Annotated in this window: 15 protein-coding genes and 1 pseudogene; 6 read left to right on the top strand and 10 right to left on the bottom strand. The window is 66.5% G+C overall.

What is annotated here, in order from left to right; all coding sequences use genetic code 11:
* Positions 1-192 (top strand): annotated as a pseudogene (locus GSQ83_RS18685) (hydroxyethylthiazole kinase); the annotation flags it as partial.
* Positions 193-298: 106 nt separating this feature from the next.
* Positions 299-925 (top strand): hypothetical protein, encoded by a 627-nt coding sequence (locus GSQ83_RS18680; RefSeq protein ID WP_158804404.1) that lies wholly within the window; start codon positions 299-301, stop codon positions 923-925.
* A 356-nt stretch (positions 926-1,281) separates the two neighbouring features.
* Here the strand turns inward: GSQ83_RS18680 and purH are convergent, their stop codons facing one another.
* On the bottom strand, positions 1,282-2,850 hold the full coding sequence (gene purH, locus GSQ83_RS18675; protein ID WP_158804403.1) for a bifunctional phosphoribosylaminoimidazolecarboxamide formyltransferase/IMP cyclohydrolase: 1,569 nt from the start codon (positions 2,848-2,850) through the stop codon (positions 1,282-1,284).
* 154 nt (positions 2,851-3,004) lie between these two features.
* Between purH and GSQ83_RS18670 the strand changes: the two genes are divergently transcribed.
* Positions 3,005-3,883: a hypothetical protein gene (locus tag GSQ83_RS18670; RefSeq protein WP_158804402.1), complete on the top strand. Its 879-nt coding sequence runs from the start codon at positions 3,005-3,007 to the stop codon at positions 3,881-3,883.
* 5 nt (positions 3,884-3,888) lie between these two features.
* Here GSQ83_RS18670 and GSQ83_RS18665 read toward each other — a convergent pair whose 3' ends face one another.
* The 4 genes from GSQ83_RS18665 to GSQ83_RS18650 all read right to left on the bottom strand — a co-directional run bounded on the left by GSQ83_RS18665 (position 3,889) and on the right by GSQ83_RS18650 (position 8,117).
* Positions 3,889-5,016 (bottom strand): glycosyltransferase family 4 protein, encoded by a 1,128-nt coding sequence (locus tag GSQ83_RS18665; RefSeq protein ID WP_158804401.1) that lies wholly within the window; start codon positions 5,014-5,016, stop codon positions 3,889-3,891.
* A gap of 58 nt (positions 5,017-5,074) precedes the next feature.
* The gene (locus GSQ83_RS18660; protein WP_371418040.1) at positions 5,075-6,676 is read right to left on the bottom strand and encodes a heparinase II/III family protein; all 1,602 of its coding nucleotides are present in this window, start codon (positions 6,674-6,676) and stop codon (positions 5,075-5,077) included.
* Positions 6,677-6,894: 218 nt separating this feature from the next.
* Positions 6,895-7,428 carry an RNA 2',3'-cyclic phosphodiesterase gene (gene thpR / locus GSQ83_RS18655; RefSeq protein WP_158804400.1) on the bottom strand — a complete coding sequence of 178 codons (534 nt, stop codon included), beginning with the start codon at positions 7,426-7,428 and terminating at the stop codon, positions 6,895-6,897.
* Complete coding sequence (locus GSQ83_RS18650; protein WP_254065782.1) at positions 7,425-8,117, bottom strand: arylesterase; 693 nt, start codon at positions 8,115-8,117, stop codon at positions 7,425-7,427. Before GSQ83_RS18650 ends, thpR begins: the two co-directional genes overlap by 4 nt.
* A gap of 204 nt (positions 8,118-8,321) precedes the next feature.
* On the opposite strand from GSQ83_RS18650, the gene GSQ83_RS18645 reads away from it, so the two are divergent.
* The 3 genes from GSQ83_RS18645 to GSQ83_RS18635 all read left to right on the top strand — a co-directional run bounded on the left by GSQ83_RS18645 (position 8,322) and on the right by GSQ83_RS18635 (position 11,944).
* Positions 8,322-9,038, top strand: a complete 717-nt coding sequence (locus tag GSQ83_RS18645) for an ABC transporter ATP-binding protein (protein WP_158804399.1) — start codon at positions 8,322-8,324, stop codon at positions 9,036-9,038.
* Positions 9,038-11,551: an ABC transporter permease gene (locus GSQ83_RS18640; RefSeq protein WP_254065820.1), complete on the top strand. Its 2,514-nt coding sequence runs from the start codon at positions 9,038-9,040 to the stop codon at positions 11,549-11,551. Before GSQ83_RS18645 ends, GSQ83_RS18640 begins: the two co-directional genes overlap by 1 nt.
* Positions 11,552-11,629: 78 nt before the next feature.
* A complete protein-coding gene (locus GSQ83_RS18635; protein ID WP_158804397.1) occupies positions 11,630-11,944 on the top strand; it encodes a hypothetical protein in 315 nt (104 codons plus the stop codon).
* Between the two features lie 2 nt (positions 11,945-11,946).
* On the opposite strand, the gene mltG is transcribed toward GSQ83_RS18635, so the two are convergent.
* The 5 genes from mltG to fabD form a co-directional block, all read right to left on the bottom strand.
* Positions 11,947-12,789 (bottom strand): endolytic transglycosylase MltG, encoded by an 843-nt coding sequence (gene mltG, locus GSQ83_RS18630; RefSeq protein ID WP_254065780.1) that lies wholly within the window; start codon positions 12,787-12,789, stop codon positions 11,947-11,949.
* A 142-nt stretch (positions 12,790-12,931) separates the two neighbouring features.
* Positions 12,932-14,218, bottom strand: a complete 1,287-nt coding sequence (gene fabF, locus GSQ83_RS18625; protein ID WP_158804396.1) for a beta-ketoacyl-ACP synthase II — start codon at positions 14,216-14,218, stop codon at positions 12,932-12,934.
* 13 nt (positions 14,219-14,231) lie between these two features.
* Positions 14,232-14,471: an acyl carrier protein gene (locus GSQ83_RS18620; RefSeq protein WP_158804395.1), complete on the bottom strand. Its 240-nt coding sequence runs from the start codon at positions 14,469-14,471 to the stop codon at positions 14,232-14,234.
* 190 nt (positions 14,472-14,661) lie between these two features.
* Complete coding sequence (gene fabG / locus GSQ83_RS18615; protein ID WP_158804394.1) at positions 14,662-15,399, bottom strand: 3-oxoacyl-[acyl-carrier-protein] reductase; 738 nt, start codon at positions 15,397-15,399, stop codon at positions 14,662-14,664.
* 68 nt (positions 15,400-15,467) lie between these two features.
* Positions 15,468-16,427, bottom strand: a complete 960-nt coding sequence (gene fabD / locus GSQ83_RS18610; RefSeq protein WP_158804393.1) for an ACP S-malonyltransferase — start codon at positions 16,425-16,427, stop codon at positions 15,468-15,470.
* Between the last annotated feature and the right edge of the window lie 195 nt (positions 16,428-16,622).

Raw genomic sequence — 16,622 nt, 5'->3', positions numbered from 1 at the left:
GCGGCCCCCGACCCGTCCACCGCCATTGTCGCCGCGCATGCCCATATGGCGGTCGCTTCCGAACGGGCGGAAGCGCGCGCCAGTGGACCAGGCAGCTTCGCCGCCGCATTCCTCGACGCGCTTGACGCTGTGGGCGAGGCGGAGTTGCGCGAGCATGCGCGGATCGGCGCGGGCGAGGCGGTGGGAGCTTAGGCTTGCGGAAGTCCGACCGTGATCGGGGCTAGGTTTGGTTTGTTAGTTTCGTGTCAACGCATGCTTGCTCACATGAAGGGATAGGGAATCGCGAAGGAACTATTTGATGAGACTTGGTGTGGGTACCGCGAAGGACGCCAGTCCTGCCGCCTTGACGGGCATTCCCGTTAGCGACGGCGAGAACAAGTTCCAGCACATCGTCAGTCAGCGGAAGGCTGAGGCTTTTCACAAGCCGGGCATCCACGGGATAGGGCGTTCGGATAGGCTTCGTGCGCCCGTGGGACCCGGATTCATTGCACGCGGGGGACAGAGACGCACCGCCCCGGCGCGGGAGCCCATCCCGGCAGCGCCTTCGGCTCTCGTTCCCGACAAGTTTTTGTCCCCGATCGGCAAGAAGGCGCTCGAGATTCTCCTCAAGGATAAGCCGGAAGCGCTCGTGGCCCTTAAAACAGTGCTGGAGCTCGAACCAGGAGAAACTCCCGCGGACGACGATCTTCTCAAAATCATCGACGCGTTGCCCGATAGCTATCTATCCACGCTCAGCGTGCAGCAGGCCCGGGATCTCTTCCTGAACAAGCCGGAGGCGCTGTCGAGGCTCAAGGTGGCGCTGGGGCTCAGACCCGGAGACGTTTCCAGCGACGCCGATCTCTGGATGATTGTCGGTGCATGGGACGTGAACCACGAAGCCGAGAAATACGAGGCGCGGAAAAACCCCGCTGCGCCATCGCCTTGACCCGACGCATGAAAATCATACGCAAACTGCAACGGTGATCACGCCTCGTCAATCCTCGCGGCCGCAAAATGTGGCGTCAGGATCCCAACGAGGACAGCGACAGCATGACTTTAACCATCGATCGCATAGGCCACCCCAAGCTTGTCGTGAGGAGATCAGATGGGAACGTCCGGTTTCGCGAGTTGCTGGACTTTGCCGCGCGAAAGTTGGCTGTATCCGGAGATGCTTCTCCGGCGCCATTTGCACCGAGAAATCGAAAATTCGCGAGCCAGTTGCTGAATGGAGCTCGGAAGCCGCCGTCAAGGTAGAAGCCGGCCTTGCGGGTGGGCTGAAAGAAGCGCTTCCACCGAAACCGCTCAATGCCGGAAGTGGCGCATCCCCGTCAGCACCATCGCGATACCGGCGGCATCGGCCGCTGCGATGACTTCCTCGTCCCGCATAGAGCCGCCGGGCTGAATGACCGCCGTGGCGCCCGCGGCAATGATCGTTTCGAGCCCATCAGCGAAGGGAAAGAACGCGTCCGAGGCAGCGACGGATCCCTGCGTGCTGGGCCGCACACGTCCCGCCGCCTTGTCTGCCTCTGCTGCCTTCCACGCGGCGATCCGGGCGCTATCGACGCGGCTCATCTGACCCGCGCCGATGCCGACGGTCGCTTGATCACGCGCATAGATAATCGCATTCGACTTCACATGCTTCGCGACCCGAAAGGCGAAGAGCAGGTCGAGGAACTCCGCCTCACTGGGCGCACGTTTCGTCACCACGCGCAGATCGGCGCGGGCAACCCGGCCCGCATCGCGCGACTGCAACAGAAAACCGCCCGAAACCGAGCGGAAGCTGGTGCCGGGTGCCGCCGGATCAGGCAGCGCACCGGTCAGCAACAGCCGCAGGTTCTTCTTCGCGGCAAGGACGGTCTGCGCTTCGGCACTCGCATCCGGCGCGACGATGACCTCAGTGAAGATTGTCGCGATCCTTGTGGCTGTCGCGGCATCGAGCGGCCGGTTCAACGCCACGATGCCGCCGAAAGCGCTCACCGGATCGCAGGCCAATGCCGCATCCCACGCAATCGCCATGCTGGTGGCGGAAGCCACTCCACAGGGATTCGCGTGTTTGACGATAACCACGGTGGGTTCAGCGAATTCCGCGACGCACTCGAAGGCCGCGTCGGTGTCGTTGAGGTTGTTGTAGGACAGTTCCTTGCCCTGCACCTGCCGCGCGGTGGCGACGCCGGGCCGCTGGTCGGTGACGTAGAACGCTGCGGTTTGGTGGGGATTTTCGCCGTAGCGTAGCCGCTGGCGCAACCGGCCGGCGATGGCGAAACGCTCCGGCGCCGTCTCTTCGGCCTCACGCGCGAACCAGGCGGCGATCGCAACGTCATAGGCCGCGGTGCGCGCATAGGCAGCAGCGGCAAGGGCGCGCCGCAGGCTCAGTTCGGTACCGCCCTCGGCGAGCGCCGTCTGCACTTGGTCATATTGCGAGGGGTCCGTCAGAACCACCACGAAGTCATGGTTTTTCGCCGCGGCACGGATCAAAGCCGGACCGCCGATGTCGATATTTTCGATCGTGGTCTCGGCATCGGCATTTCGGGCGACCGTCGCCTCAAAGGGGTAGAGATTCACCGCCAGCAGATCGATCGGCGCGATGCCGTGGCGATCCATCTGCGCGATATGCTCGGGAAGGTCTCGCCGCGCGAGCAATCCGCCATGGATTTGCGGCACCAGCGTTTTCACGCGGCCATCCAGGATCTCCGGGAAGCCGGTGTGGTCGGAAACTTCCGTCACCTCGAAGCCGGCCTCGCGCAGCGCGCGGGCGGTGCCGCCGGTCGAGAGGATCTCTGCCCCCACGGCCGCGAGAGACGCCGCGAGAGGCAGCAGCCCCGTTTTGTCGGAGACCGAGATTAGGGCGCGGCGAACGGGGATAAGGCTCATGGGGGCAATGCTCCGGCAGGTGGCGCCGAGATAGAGCCGGCGTCCCCGCCTCGTCCAGCCTCTACCGGCCCAATTGGTTACAGTTTATTATCGAAGTCCAGGGTAATGATGCCTAGTCGTAACGGATTGCGCTATAGCGCAGGAGGAACCGGCCATGGATGCAGCCCTACCCCAAGCAACCCAATCCGCCCGGTCCGCGGGTGGCGCCACCGTATCTCCGTCTTGGCGGGCGGCGATGCGGCAGAAAGGGACGCCATCGAAAGCGGACAAGCCAGATGAGCCTCGCAAGTCGTCCGCGTCCGGTGAGCCCGGAGTCGCGAACGCCGCAGGCGCTTCGCATCTTGGGGTATATCGCTCGCCGGCCCAGGCCCCGCTAATCGCGAAGGACCTCTTCACTACAGCGGCCCGCCTCAGCCGGCCGGGCCTTGCCTCCGCCATCCTGATCGCGGCTCCGAGCGGCAATCTCGGCCTCCTCCCGCTCTATGACGCCTTGTTTGGCAGTGCCCGGGACAAGGGCTACCGCGCGCTGCTGGCCGCCATCACCCCGACCCAGCTCGAGGAGTTGCGCCACGGCATGCGGGAGGTCGAGCAGGGCATGGCGCGGGCCGGTGGCGCGGCGCGTTACCTCAAGCAAATTGGCCCCGCGCGGGCGCAATCGAAGATGGCGGCGCTCGTCTGCGCGCTCGCTAGGGCTTATGGCCTGGCGATTATCCCCGTCGATTCCCCGCCGGAAGGCGGCTCGGAGGGTGCTGACCGCGCTATGGCCGAGACGGTGCGGCAACAGATTGATGGCGGCCGCAACCTGCTGGTTGTCGCCGGCCTTAAGCAGATTCTGCCGTTGCAGGGCATTCTCTTAAGGGGGCCGGGCAAGGGCGGTCACGGCATCAACGCCGTCTCCGCTTCATTTGCCAGCAGCTTTGACCCTGAAGCGGCGCAGCATGGTCCCGCGCCGTCCTCGAAGTCTGGCCCTGCCTGCGGCCGTGTCAATTTCTACCGCTTGGCGGGAGAAATGAAGGATTGGATGCCCTCGTGAGAGCACTATTCGCGCGCGCTCGGTGACTCTTCGCCCGTCAGCAGGTCCAACGTGCGACGCACGATGCGCCTCTCGTCGAACAGCGCGCAGGCGCGGCTGCGGCCGGCGGCACCCATCTTGGCGCGAAGTCCGGCATCGGCCGCGAGTCGCTTCAGCGCGGCGGCAAGGGATGGCACACTGCGTCGCGGCACCAGGAAGCCCGTTTCGCCATCGACAATCTGTTCGCGTGGTCCGCGAATATCGGTCCCGACCACGGGCAAGCCGCTCATCATCGCCTCGATGACCGACATAGGCAGGCCTTCGAAATGGCTCGGCAAAGCAAAGATGTCGGCCGCCGCCAAAACCGCCGCCGTGTCCTCGCGATAGCCAAGACGGCGCAAGCGGTCTCCGAGCGAGCTTGTGGCGAATGCGGTTTCAATCTCGGCGCCATGGTCCGAGGGCAGCCGGTCACCGACAACCCAGAGCTCGGTGCCCGGGACCTGCTCCATCGCTGCGAGAAGCTCTGGGTGGCCTTTGTGACGCACGAGGCGGGAGACGATGACGACAACAACGCGATCTTTCGGCACGCCGAAACTTGCCCGAAACGCAGCGCGAGCTTCAGGGTCCGGACGAAAGACGGTGGGGTCGCGGCCATTGCCGATGGCGATCGGGTGCCGCGCTATGCCGAGGCGTCGCGCATCCCGCGCCTCCTCGGCCGAAACGGTGAGGAAGAGGTCCGTGACACGCCCGGCTACCTCTTCCATGGCGAGCGCCGCGCCGCGCCGCAGCAGGGAGCCCGGCTGGTTGAAGAGGAAACCGTGGCAGGTATAGGCGATGCGCGGCACCCCGGCGGCGCGGGCCGCCATGCGGCCGAGGAAGCCGCTGATGGGCATATGCGCATGGACCAGATCGGGCCGCTCGGCCCGGAACAGGTCACGGAGTGCCACGAAAGCAGCCCATTGGTTGCGCGGCGAAAGATCGCGGTAAAGCGGCAGCGGCAGGACACGAAAGCCCTCCTGCCGCAGCGGGCTCAGTAGCGCGCCCTCCGTTGTGGCGCCCACCATCTCATGACCTCGCGCCCGGCCCTCGCGCAGGAGCGGCGCGAGGAAGTGCCGCATGGCGAAATCGGTGTTGGTAAGTTCGATGATCTTCATGCGGCTCTCGGCCCGGCGGCCTATCTCGCCACCCAGCGAACACGCTCCGGCTAGGACGCTAGCCCAGCTTGGTGATTGCCCATTTGACCTGCTGCGGCCCCTCGGCCTCGGAGGTCAGGACAATCTGCTCGGCGCGGCGGGGCTCGCTGCCGCCCATATAGACGCTTTCCTCGATCCCGATGCGGGCGCCGTCGGCCCTGAAACGCCAGCTCGCGCCCCCGGCCAGCCGCAGCGTCACGCCCTCGCCATCGGGCTGCAGCGTCGCCTGGACATTGGGATGCAGATGAAAGCGGACCGCGAAGCTCTGCGGTGTCGCCGATTCCACGGCGTCCTCGCCGCGGATATCCTCGCCGCTTGCCGCAACATAGAGGCGGCGGCGGTGGAGGGCGCCGAAGGTCTTCAACCAGCCGTCATGGCTTGCTTCGAGCCAATGCGCGCCGCTCGCCTCCTGGCGCTGCACCTCGACCTGTTCCGGGCGCCGGCCGAGCCCCTCGGGCTTCAGCTCGGAGGAGCTGGTGTCGTCGATGATCAGGGTGGAATGCGCGGCGGTCGCGCGCAAGGCGTCCCGCCATTCGGACATCGCGGCGGGCGCAGAGCCGCAATTGACCACCAGGCGGTCGCGGCCGATCGACAATTCGAAGGCGAGCGTGCCGGCATGGGCATTGCGGTCGAAGCCAGTCGGCGGCGGCGCGCCCGTATCCATCAGCAGCACGCTGCGTCCGGCCTGCAGCCGGTGGAAACCGCCATCCACCAATTGCGTCGGAGCCCTGCCTGCGCGTCCCGCCTGAGTGAGCGCGAGATCGACGAGGCTGGAGGTCTCCTCCCGCGCTCCATTAAACAAAGCGAGTCCGCCATCACCGTGCCGCAACACGCGAAGTGCGGCGGCAAGCCGCTCGATCGAAGGGCCGAGCGCCGGTGGCGGCGTCGCCTGGGCGGCTTGCAACAGCGCACGGATCTCGGTGAGATCCTGCAGGGCGGAGAGATTGGTCGCCGGGCTGCGCTCGATATGGCTGCCGTCGGGTAGAATCTGCCGCGTGAGTTCCTGAGGCAGGAAGCGCAGGGCGCGGCTAAGGAAAGAGCCTTGATCGGGCAAGGCAACCGCCGCCGCGACCAGCCCCTTGATGGCGGTCAAGCCGCGCGCCTCATTCTCCTCGACCGGCATGGCGGCGGAGAGCGCACGGGCGTCTCCCACCAGCCGCGCCATGAGCTTCTGGCGAAAAGCGTCCTCGGCGCTCGCGGCAAAGAAATCGTAATGGCCGAGCCAGGCGGCAATCCGCGCGCCCACCACATCCGGCCGTATGGCGACGGGATCATGCTGCGGCGTCGCGATCCATTCGGAAACGAGCGTGCGGGCGCGCTGGCGCGCTGCATCGGTCCCGAGCGCCCTGAGATCCCGCAGCCACGTGAAGGAATGCGCCGCTGCGCGCAGTACCGGGGAACCGCTGGAGTCGCCCCAGCCGCCGGGCTGCAACGCTCGCACCGAGTTGCCGACGACAAGTTCGCCTTTCAGCAGTCGCGCGCCCTGGGTCGGGTCACCCGGCCAAAGGTCCCGCACCGGTAAAGTCGGCGCATCCGGCACGCGGGTGAGACGCAGGCTGGGCAGGCGCGCCATGGCCCGCCGGGCGTCACGTAGCCATCGCCTGGGGTCCGAGCCGCTCACGCTATCGTTCCGTTAGTGGCGCACCACCGCATCGGCCAGCCATGTGCGCGTTTGAGAATCCGGGAGGCAGCGAAAGGCATGAAGCCTTCTAGACAGCGCGCCGCCAGTTGCACAAGCGCTGCCATGGGACCTTGGCATCACGCGATCGTCGTCGAACGTGTCACAAAGGATGAGAGTTCGTAGCTCCCGGCGCTCCAATTAGCGGAAAACACCGCTCTTCAGTCCAGAAGATACTCCGTTTCGGCAGTGTAGATCGGCGAAGTGCTGGTGAGCTGCGAGCTGAATAATGTGACGCGATCGACCGCGAAAGCTTCTGATCGGAAGAGGTTGTTCTGCTGGACGAAGCCGGTGATTTTCTCGCTCGGCGGCTGATCCATGCGGGCAAGCGTGACGTGGGCAAGAAATCGTCGTCGTTCCGGTTCCAGCCCTGCCCGCTGCAACGCTGTCTCGATCTTCGTTTGCAGCAATTCGAGCGGCGGCGACCGCTCAATGCCCGCATAGAGGGAGGTGACGCGGCCGCCGCGTTCAAACAGTCCGGCGCCGGCCAAAGTCAGGTTGAAGCCGCGGCCGCGCAGGCCATGCAGCGCGAGGTCGATCTCCTCGGCGCGCCAGGGTGGCACCTCGCCGATGAAGCGGAGAGTAAGGTGCAGGTTTTCGCGGCTGACCCAGCGCGCGCCGGGTATGCCGGTGGCGAGCGACGCCAGCCGTTCCCGCAGCGGCCAGGGTAGATCCAAAGCGACGAAGAGCCTCATCCGGCCGGCGCCTTCGCGGTCTCCTGCGCCTTGGCGCGCGCCACGAGTTGCAGGACCAGCGGCAATAACCGCGCCACCTCGATTTTCACGCCCGCCGCATTGGGATGGATGCCATCAGCCTGGGTCAGTTCGGGATGCCCGATGAGGCCCTGCAGAAAGAAGGGGTCGAAGATCACGTCCGGCCGCTTCCCGAGTTCAGTGAAGACGGCACGGAAACGGTTGTCGTAGTCGGCTCCGAGATTGGGTGGTGCGAGCATGCCGCTGAGCAGCACCGGGATATGCTTGGCCGCCAGCGCATCGAGAATCTGGGTCATCGCGTGCTGCATGAGGGCGGGGTCGAGGCCGCGCAGCCCGTCATTGCCGCCGAGCTCGATCAGTGCCGCGTCGACCGGACCGCCGCCCAGCACCCAGCCAAGCCTGGCCGCCCCGTCGGAGGTGGTATCGCCGCTGACCGCCGCGTCGACGAGCGTGACCAACGCGCCCTGAGCCTTCAAAGCCGCCGCGAGGCGAGCCTGGAAACCGTCCTCAACGGGCAGGCCATAGCCGGCAGTGAGGGAGTCGCCGAGGACGAGCAATCGCACCGGTGCCCCTGCGGTCGCCGCCTTCGCCGCCTGCTGCGGCCACGGAGCCACCGCCGCCATCAGGGCAGCAAGCAGAATTCGGCTGGCGAGACGGGCTGTCTGATTCACTTCATCCCTCAAGATCGATGTATGTCAGTCTGCCGCAATAGAAGAGCGCGCGCCGTGCCCGCACAACTCCGGGCTAATCGTCTTTCGGTGGGACAGAGCACAAGTTACCGGTTGCCGCGAAGGACTGTCTTCCCACCATCGACGAATGACCGCGTTGTCCGCCAATACGATGGCGGATGCCCTCCTCGACACCAGATGTCCGGCATGTCGAGACGAAATCCTCTGCCCGCCGGTCCCGCAATCTCGCGCGAGGAGGGAACCCCGATCGTCGCCCTTCGCGACTTGCGGCTGACCATCCCGACCTCCACCGGCGCGGTCGCCATTCTTCAGGGGCTGGACCTCGATATCGCCGCTGGCGAGAGCGTGGGGGTGCTTGGCCCCTCCGGCTCGGGCAAGACCAGCCTGCTGATGGTGATCGCCGGCCTGGAGCGGGGGAGCGGCGGCGGCATCCGGGTGGCGGGTCAGGCGCTGGAAGCGCTGGACGAGGAGGCGCGGGCGCTCTTTCGCCTGCGGAACCTCGGTATCGTGTTCCAGTCGTTCCATCTCATCCCCACTATGACGGCGGCGGAGAATGTCGCTGTGCCGCTCGAACTCGCGGGGCGGGCGGATGCCGCACAGGTCGCGGCTGGGGCGCTGGAACAGGTCGGATTGGGTCATCGCTTACATCATAGACCGGCTCAGCTCTCCGGCGGCGAGCAGCAGCGCGTGGCGATCGCCCGAGCCTTCGCGCCGCGGCCGCGCCTGTTGTTGGCGGATGAACCGACCGGCAGTCTTGACGTCGAAACTGGCCGCAGCGTGATGGATTTGCTCTTCGCACTCTGTGCCGAGGGCGGCACGACCTTGATGCTCATCACCCATGATCCCGGCATTGCCGCGCGCTGTGGCCGCATCGTCACCCTGAAAAACGGCCGCATCGCGTGATGCGCCTCGCTTGGCGGCTTGCGCTGCGCGACCTGCGCGGCGGGCGGCGAGGGCTGCTCATTGTCGTGCTCTGCCTGGCCGTGGGTGTCGCCGCCATCGCGGGCGTCGGCTCCCTGCGGGCGGCGATCAACCAGGGTCTGGCGCAGGATGGCCGGGCTATTCTGGGTGGCGATCTCGCCATTTCCACTGGCAGTGGAGCGTTGCCGCCGGCGCTGAGCGATTGGTTCTTGGCGCGTCATGGGCGGCTTTCGGAGACGGTGCGGACACGGTCAATCCTCGTCGCCCCCTCGGGCCGGCGCTTATTGGCAGCGGTTGAGGCGGTCAGTCCCACTTGGCCGTTGCTGGGACGCGTGACGACCGCGCCTGCCGGGGGATTCTCAGAACTGTTGGCGTCCGGCGCCTTGCCGGGATTGCTGTTGGACCCGACAGCCGCTGATACGCTCGGCCTCAAACCTGGCGACCGGGTGACGCTCGGCGGTGTCCCGTTACGCTACCTCGGCAAGATAGTTGATGCGCCCGACCGCATATCGGACAGCCAGCTCTTCGGGGTTAAAGCGCTGGTGCCGCTCGATACCCTGCGCAATAGCAGCCTGTTGGCTTCCGGTAGCCTCGCGACCTACGCATTGCAGGTGGCGTTGCCCGCCGGTCTCGCGCCGGAGCGGGTCACGGCCGATCTCGCAAAGACCTTTCCGGTGGCGGCCTGGCGCGTGCGCGGCGTTGGCGAGGCGGCGCCCGATATAACGCGTTTCGTCGATCAGGCCGCGTTGTTCATGATCCTGCTCGGCCTGGGGGCGCTGCTGGTCGGCGGAATCGGCGTGGCGAATGGCGTCGAGGCATGGCTTGCCGCGAGGGCGCGCAGCATCGCGACACTGCGCTGTCTCGGCGCCTCCGCGCAGTTGATGAGCGCTGTGTTGGGCTTCGAGCTGGCGTTGCTCGGGCTGCCGGGGATTCTGCTCGGACTGGTGGTCGGTGGGCTGGCGCCGTTGCTGGTTCTGCCGCTGTTGCGGAACCAGCTGCCGGTGCCGGCAAATCTCGCACTTTACTCATTGCCTTTGGCTCTTGCGGCGGCGTTCGGGCTGCTGGTGGCCCTTGTCTTCGCGATGCCGCCGTTGCGGCGCGCGTCGGCGATCTCGGGCGCGGCACTGTTCCGGGCGGCGGTTCTGCCGCAGCGTCTGCCCTGGACCCTGCAGTTCGCACTGGCGGAAGGCTTCTGCCTTGCGCTGCTGGTCGGGCTCGCCGCCGTTTCGGTGCCGCGGCCGGTGATCGCGCTCGGCTTCTGCGCCGGAACCGCCGCGACGCTGCTGCTGCTGCGCGGTGTGGCGTGGCTTCTTATGAGGGCGCTGGCCCGCTTGCCACGCCCGAGATCGGCGGCGCTGGCCTTCGGGTTGCGCCGGCTGCATGGACCGGCTTCCTCCTTGCCGCTGATGCTGCTCTCGCTTGGCGCTGGACTGACGGTGCTGGTGGCGGTCGCCGAGATACGCGCCAATCTGGTCGCCGAGTTCACCGGGGCGCTGCCTAGTCGGGCGCCAAGTTTCTACTTCATCGACGTGCAGCCGGCTGACCTCCCCAAGTTCGAGACGGTGGCGCGCGCGGCGGGAGCCTATGATCTGGCGGCGCTCCCTAGTCTTCGCGCCCGCATTCTCGCGGTACGCGGCGTTCCGGTCGCGCAATTTCATGCTCCCTCCGGCACCGACTGGCCGCTGCGCAGCGATGTGGGGCTGAGTTTCGCTGCCGCGCCGCCAGCGGGGACGCGTCTTGTCGCCGGGCATTGGTGGGCGGCTGACTATATCGGGCCGCCGCTCGTGTCCTTCGATGCGCGGGTGGCGCGGAGTTGGGGGATCGGTGTCGGGGATTTGCTGCCGGTGAGTGTGCTCGGCCGCAGCTTCGACCTTCGCATCGCCAATCTGCGAGATATCCACTGGCAATCGCTGCAGCTCAATTTCTTCTTCGTCGCCACGCCGGACCCCTTTGCGGGTGCCCCGCATACGATGATCGCGACGCTTCGCACGCCACCGGGGCAGGAGGGGCGCGTGCTGGCGGCGGTGACGGATGCATTGCCTGGCGTGACCGGCATCGATGTCGGCGCGGTGTTGCGTGGTCTGGCTGGCCTCCTGGGCCAGATCGGCACGGCGGTCAGCCTGGTCGGTCTGGTCGCGCTTCTGGCGGGCGGGCTGGTGCTCGTCAGCGCCATTGCGGTGGAGCGGGAGGCGCGGATCGCCGAGTCGGTGATCCTCAAGACGCTGGGCGCGCGGCGCGCGCAGATCCGTTTGGCCTGGCTCACGGAATTCGCGGTGGCAGGTGGCGCGGCGGGCATCGCTGCGGCGGTGCTGGGCGATCTCGCGGCGATGGTCACCATTCGGGAAGTGTTTCACACCGAATGGCATTTTCTGCCGGGGATTATGGTGATGACCATAGTGATCAGCATTGTCACGATGGTGATGCTTGGCTTTCTCGCAACCGAGCGGGTACTTCGCCTGCCAGCCGCGCCGCGTCTACGCGCGGAGAATGGCTGACGGCGCACACGGCCATCTGAAACTTATCCGCGCCGGAAGCCTTTATGCTCCGGCGGACTCGCGGCTTGGGAGAAAACGATGATCGCTCGAAAGACGATAGTGCTTTGCGGCCTGATCGGCCTAGGGGCGGCAATGCCGATGGCGGCGGGGGCGCAGATGCCGAATTCCTACAAGCCGATGGTGACGGCACCTCCCGCTCCGCAGGATCCCGCCCATCCGAACCTCGTCAATCCTGGCGCGCCAGCGATCACGGCGCCCGGCTCCGTCAATGGTGTGATCGTGCCCTCGGTGAACAGCAGGATGCCGGTTATCAAGCCGTTGGCGCCGAGCAATATGCCGGTCTTTCCGCCAGCCGGTTCGCCGGGGGGCAATCCGAACGTGGTGCCGAAGTAGGATTACGGCGCCGCCGTTTCCTTGCGGCGCTTTTCGATGTTGCGCACCTGCCCCGCATAGTCGTGGCTGAAGGCGTGGCCCCCGGTGCCATCGGCGACGAAGTAGAGCGCGTCGGACTGCGCGGGATGCAGCACGGCTTGGATCGACGCAATGCCGGGCGCGGCGATCGGCCCCGGCGGCAGGCCGGTCCGCACATAGGTGTTGTAGAGGTCGGGCGTCGCGAGGTCGGCATGGGTCAGCGGCCGAGGAAGCACGCCGGCGCCCTTGCTCAGGCCGTAGATGACCGTCGGGTCGGCCTGCAGCGGCATGCCCAGCTTCAGACGGTTGAGATAGACGGCGGCGACCATTGACCGCTCATCGGGCTTGGCCGTCTCCCGCTCCACGATGCTGGCGAGCGTCACGGCCTCTTGCGGCGAGGTGAGCGGCAAATTTGGCGCGCGGGCTGTCCAAGCGGTGGCAAGCGCCGAGTCCAGAGCGGCTTCCGCGCGTGAGAGCAATGCCGGGCGCTCGGCGTCATAGAGATAGTCGTAGGTGTTCGGCAGGACAGCGCCTTCGGCGGGCGGCGAGACTTTGCCCCGCATCGCGGGCGCCTGATTGACGAGCGTGGCGATGGCTGTCGCCGTTAGGCCCTCCGGGATGGTGACGTGATGCTCGACCTGGCGGCCGTGCCGGAGGATCGCAAGCACATCGGAGAGCCGGGCATGGGCGGGAAAGCTGAATTCGCCGGCATGCAGCGCGCCGTCGCGGCTGGTGATCAGCACCGCGATGCGGAAAATCAGCGCGTTATCCACCACCTGCCGTTGTTGCAGCAGATCGGCAAGCTGGGCGGTGTCCGCATGCGGCACGACAAGGGCGGTGGTGGCCGGGAGGGGACCGAAGCCCGACCAGCTCTGGCGGATGAATCCCCGCGCCGTCCCGATGACAGCGAGGAGTACCGCCAGAGGCAGGACCCATTTCGCGATCCGGCCGATGGGGGAGCTTCGGCGGTTAGGCGGCAGCGCGGAAGATCACGCTGGCGTTGGTGCCGCCGAAGCCGAAGCTATTCGACAGCGCGACCTTGATCGGCCGCTGCTGCGCCGTATTGGCGACGCGGTCGATCACACTCGGCACGCTTGGCTCGTCGAGATTGAGGGTCGGTGGCGCCACCCCGTCCCGGATGGCGAGGATCGAGAAGATTGCCTCGATTGCCCCGGCGGCGCCAAGCAGATGACCGGTCGCCGATTTAGTCGAGGACATGGCGAGGCCGCGGGCATTGTCGCCGAAGAAACGCTCGACCGCGGAGAGTTCCAGGTCGTCGCCGAGCGGCGTCGAGGTGCCGTGGGCATTGACGTATTGGATCTCGGATGGATCGACCTGGCCGTTCTTCAGCGCCGCCTTCATGGCGCGAAAAGCGCCGTCATGGCCTTCGGCTGGCGCCGTGATGTGATGCGCGTCGCCCGAGAGGCCGTAGCCGCCGATCTCGGCGTAGATCTTCGCGCCGCGCGCCTTCGCGTGTTCGTATTCCTCGAGCACCAGCACGCCGGCGCCTTCACCCATCACGAAACCGTCACGATCCTTGTCCCAGGGACGCGACGCGCGGGCCGGTTCGGCGTTGAAACCGGTCGATAGGGCACGCGAGGCGCAGAAGCCGCCGATGCCCAGCGCGCAGATGGCGGCCTCGGCCCCGCCGGCGACCATGACATCGGCATCGCCGAGCGAAATCAGCCGTGCGGCGTCGCCAATGGCATGGACGCCGGTGGCGCAGGCCGTCACCGCCGAGTGGTTGGGACCCTTGAAGCCGTAGCGGATGGAAACATGGCCGGAGACCAGGTTGATGAGGGCGGATGGAATGAAGAAAGGCGAAAGCCGCCGGACCTTCCCCTGATGCACCTGGACCGCGGCATCGGCGATGGCCTGCAGGCCGCCTATTCCGGAGCCGATCATCACGCCCGTGACGCAGCGATCTTCCTCGTCGGTCGGCATCCAGCCGGAATCCTCGACGGCCTCGATCGCCGCGGCCATGCCAAGATGGATAAAGCGATCCATCTTCTTCTGGTCCTTGATCGGAACCCACTCGTTGAGGTCGAGACCACCCTCCGCGCGGACTCCGGCCGGGACTTCCCCGGCGACTTTCGCGGGGAGGTCGGTCACGTCGAAGCTTTGAATCGCTGAAATGCCCGAGTCGCCCCGGATCAGCCTCTGCCAGACATGCTCCACGCCGACTCCCAGGGGGCATACGATGCCCATCCCGGTGACGACGACGCGGCGCAGCTCAATCGTTCTCAAGCCGGTCATCTGGAAGCTGCCGTCAGGCGGCCTTCTGCTTCTCGATGTAGTCGATCGCATCCTTGACGGTGCTGATCTTCTCGGCGGCATCCTCGGGGATTTCGACGCTGAAGGCTTCTTCGAAAGCCATGACAAGCTCGACCGTGTCGAGGCTGTCCGCGCCGAGATCGTCGATGAAGGACGCTTCGGGAGTCACCTTCGACTCCTCCACGCCCAGATGTTCCACCACGATCTTCTTCACCTTGTCGGCGACTTCGCTCATGGACCTCGAAACTCCTGCCTGGCGGCTATTGATGACAATCCAAACGCCTTGGGGGCAAGCGCCGGGCCGGAGCACCCGCCGACCTTCCCGACGATGCACCCCGGAACAGCGGGGCGCTTAGCACGGTTTTAATTAGGTCGCCAACAGCCCGGGGTGAGCAAACCTAAGCCCCTGGCCGTCGCGGCCCGACTCAGATCATCGCCATCCCGCCATTGACGTGAATGGTGGCGCCGGTGACCCAGGCGCTCTCCTCCGCGGCGAGATAGACGGCGGCGGCAGCGATGTCCTCAGGCTTCCCCATGCGGCCGAGCGGGATGGCGCCGAGCAGTTTGGTTTTATGCGCCTCGGGGAGGCCGGCGGTCATTGCCGTTTCGATGAAGCCTGGGGCGATGACATTGACCGTTACGCCACGGCTAGCGATTTCCTGCGCGAGTGACTTGGTCATGCCGATCATTCCAGCCTTGGCGGCGGAATAATTGGCCTGGCCGGCATTGCCAGTGACGCCGACGATGCTGGCGATATTGATGATCCGGCCTGCCCGGCGGCGCAGCATGCCTTTCATGGCGGCGCGGATGAGGCGGAAGGGTGCCGCGAGATCGACATCCAGCACGCTCTGCCAGTCCTCATCGGTCATGCGCATCGCCAGCATGTCCCGCGTGAAGCCGGCATTGTTGACGAGGATGGCAAGGGGGCCGAGGGCCGCTTCGGCTGTTGCCACAAGGGCATCGGGCGCGGCTGAGTCGCGCAGATCGGCTGGGCAGACGGCGACACGCTCGCCCAATTCACCCGCCAGGGCGTCGAGAGGCGCCTGACGGGTGCCGGAGAGGGCGACCGCGGCGCCTTGGGCGTGGAGGGCGCGCGCTATGGCGCCGCCGATGCCGCCCGAGGCGCCCGTTACGAGGGCGGTTTTTCCGCTGAGATCGAACATGTCCGCTCCCTTAATCATTTCGATTGAGGCCGCATGGTGCGCCAGCGACGCAATCCGTGCGGGGTGTTTTAGCCTTTGAGGAAATCCTCGATCTCCGCCGGCGTGCCGATGGAGCGAGTTGTCGCCTCCGGCGCGATGCGGCGGACGAGACCGGCGAGAACCCGGCCCGCTCCGATCTCAATGAAGGTGTCGACGCCCATGGACACCATGGCCTGCACGCTCTCCCGCCAGCGCACGAGGCCCGTCACCTGCTCGACCAGCAGTGTCCGGATGGCGGCCGGGTCCGTCGCCTTGGCGGCGGAGACATTCGCGACAACCGGCACGAGCGGGGCCGTGATCGCGGCGGTGGCGAGCGCCTCTGCCATGGCATCGGCAGCGGGCGCCATGAGGGCGCAGTGGAAGGGGGCAGAGACCGGCAAAAGCATGGCGCGCTTGATGCCGCGCGCCCGCGAAATCTCGATAGCGCGCTCCACCGCAGCCTTATGCCCCGAGATGACGACCTGGCCGCCGCCATTGTCATTGGCTGGCTGCACGACCTGATGAGCACCGGTCTCCGGGTCGGTGGCTGCCTCGCGGCAGATCTCGGCGGCCTGTTCGAGTTCAGTGCCGAGGAGAGCCGCCATGGCGCCTTCTCCCGCGGGAACCGCGCGTTGCATCGCGGTCCCGCGAAGGCGTAGCAGCCGCGCGGTCTCGGCCAATTGGAGGCTGCCCGCAGCTGCGAGCGCGCTGTATTCGCCAAGCGAGTGGCCGGCGACGAGGGCTGCCTTCTGCGGCAGAACGAGGCCGCCCTCGCGCTCCAGTACCCGCATGACGGCGAGGGAGACGGCCATCAGCGCGGGCTGGGCATTTTCGGTGAGGGTGAGTTCCTCGGTCGGTCCCTCGAACATCAGCTTGGAGAGACGTTGTCCGAGTGTCTCGTCCACCTCGTCGAAGACGTCCCGGGCCGCGCCGAAAGCGGCGGCGAGGTCTTGCCCCATACCGACGGACTGGCTCCCCTGACCCGGGAAGATGAAGGCGTTAACGGGCATTGCATGTCCTTCGGGAAGCGGACCGGCGCAGCCGGATGTCTGCTCCAGCCGCCTGGAGGCCGCCGGCGGATGCCGGCGCGGCGTGCCGGGGTATCGCCTCGGACGAAGGAGAGTCAATCTGGACGAACGACGCGCGCCTATGCGGGCGAGCACAGAGAAACGCAGGTTCTGGTGGTATGATGAGATAATCACCTT

The organism is Acidisoma sp. L85 (assembly GCF_009765865.1).
In the GTDB taxonomy this organism is placed as follows: Bacteria; Pseudomonadota; Alphaproteobacteria; order Acetobacterales; family Acetobacteraceae; genus Acidisoma.
The sequence above is the reverse complement of the archived record's forward strand: the minus strand, read 5'-3'. Positions and strand labels throughout refer to the sequence as shown.

Coding starts and splice junctions, on each gene's coding strand:
- GSQ83_RS18645 (WP_158804399.1), top strand. CDS start 8,322: ATGTCGAGACGAAATCCTCTGCCCGCCGGTCCCGCAATCTCGCGCGAG.
- GSQ83_RS18635 (WP_158804397.1), top strand. CDS start 11,630: ATGATCGCTCGAAAGACGATAGTGCTTTGCGGCCTGATCGGCCTAGGG.
- GSQ83_RS18620 (WP_158804395.1), bottom strand. CDS start 14,471: ATGAGCGAAGTCGCCGACAAGGTGAAGAAGATCGTGGTGGAACATCTG.
- fabF (WP_158804396.1), bottom strand. CDS start 14,218: ATGACCGGCTTGAGAACGATTGAGCTGCGCCGCGTCGTCGTCACCGGG.
- GSQ83_RS18680 (WP_158804404.1), top strand. CDS start 299: ATGAGACTTGGTGTGGGTACCGCGAAGGACGCCAGTCCTGCCGCCTTG.
- fabG (WP_158804394.1), bottom strand. CDS start 15,399: ATGTTCGATCTCAGCGGAAAAACCGCCCTCGTAACGGGCGCCTCGGGC.
- purH (WP_158804403.1), bottom strand. CDS start 2,850: ATGAGCCTTATCCCCGTTCGCCGCGCCCTAATCTCGGTCTCCGACAAA.
- GSQ83_RS18665 (WP_158804401.1), bottom strand. CDS start 5,016: ATGAAGATCATCGAACTTACCAACACCGATTTCGCCATGCGGCACTTC.
- thpR (WP_158804400.1), bottom strand. CDS start 7,428: ATGAGGCTCTTCGTCGCTTTGGATCTACCCTGGCCGCTGCGGGAACGG.
- GSQ83_RS18640 (WP_254065820.1), top strand. CDS start 9,038: ATGCGCCTCGCTTGGCGGCTTGCGCTGCGCGACCTGCGCGGCGGGCGG.
- fabD (WP_158804393.1), bottom strand. CDS start 16,427: ATGCCCGTTAACGCCTTCATCTTCCCGGGTCAGGGGAGCCAGTCCGTC.
- GSQ83_RS18670 (WP_158804402.1), top strand. CDS start 3,005: ATGGATGCAGCCCTACCCCAAGCAACCCAATCCGCCCGGTCCGCGGGT.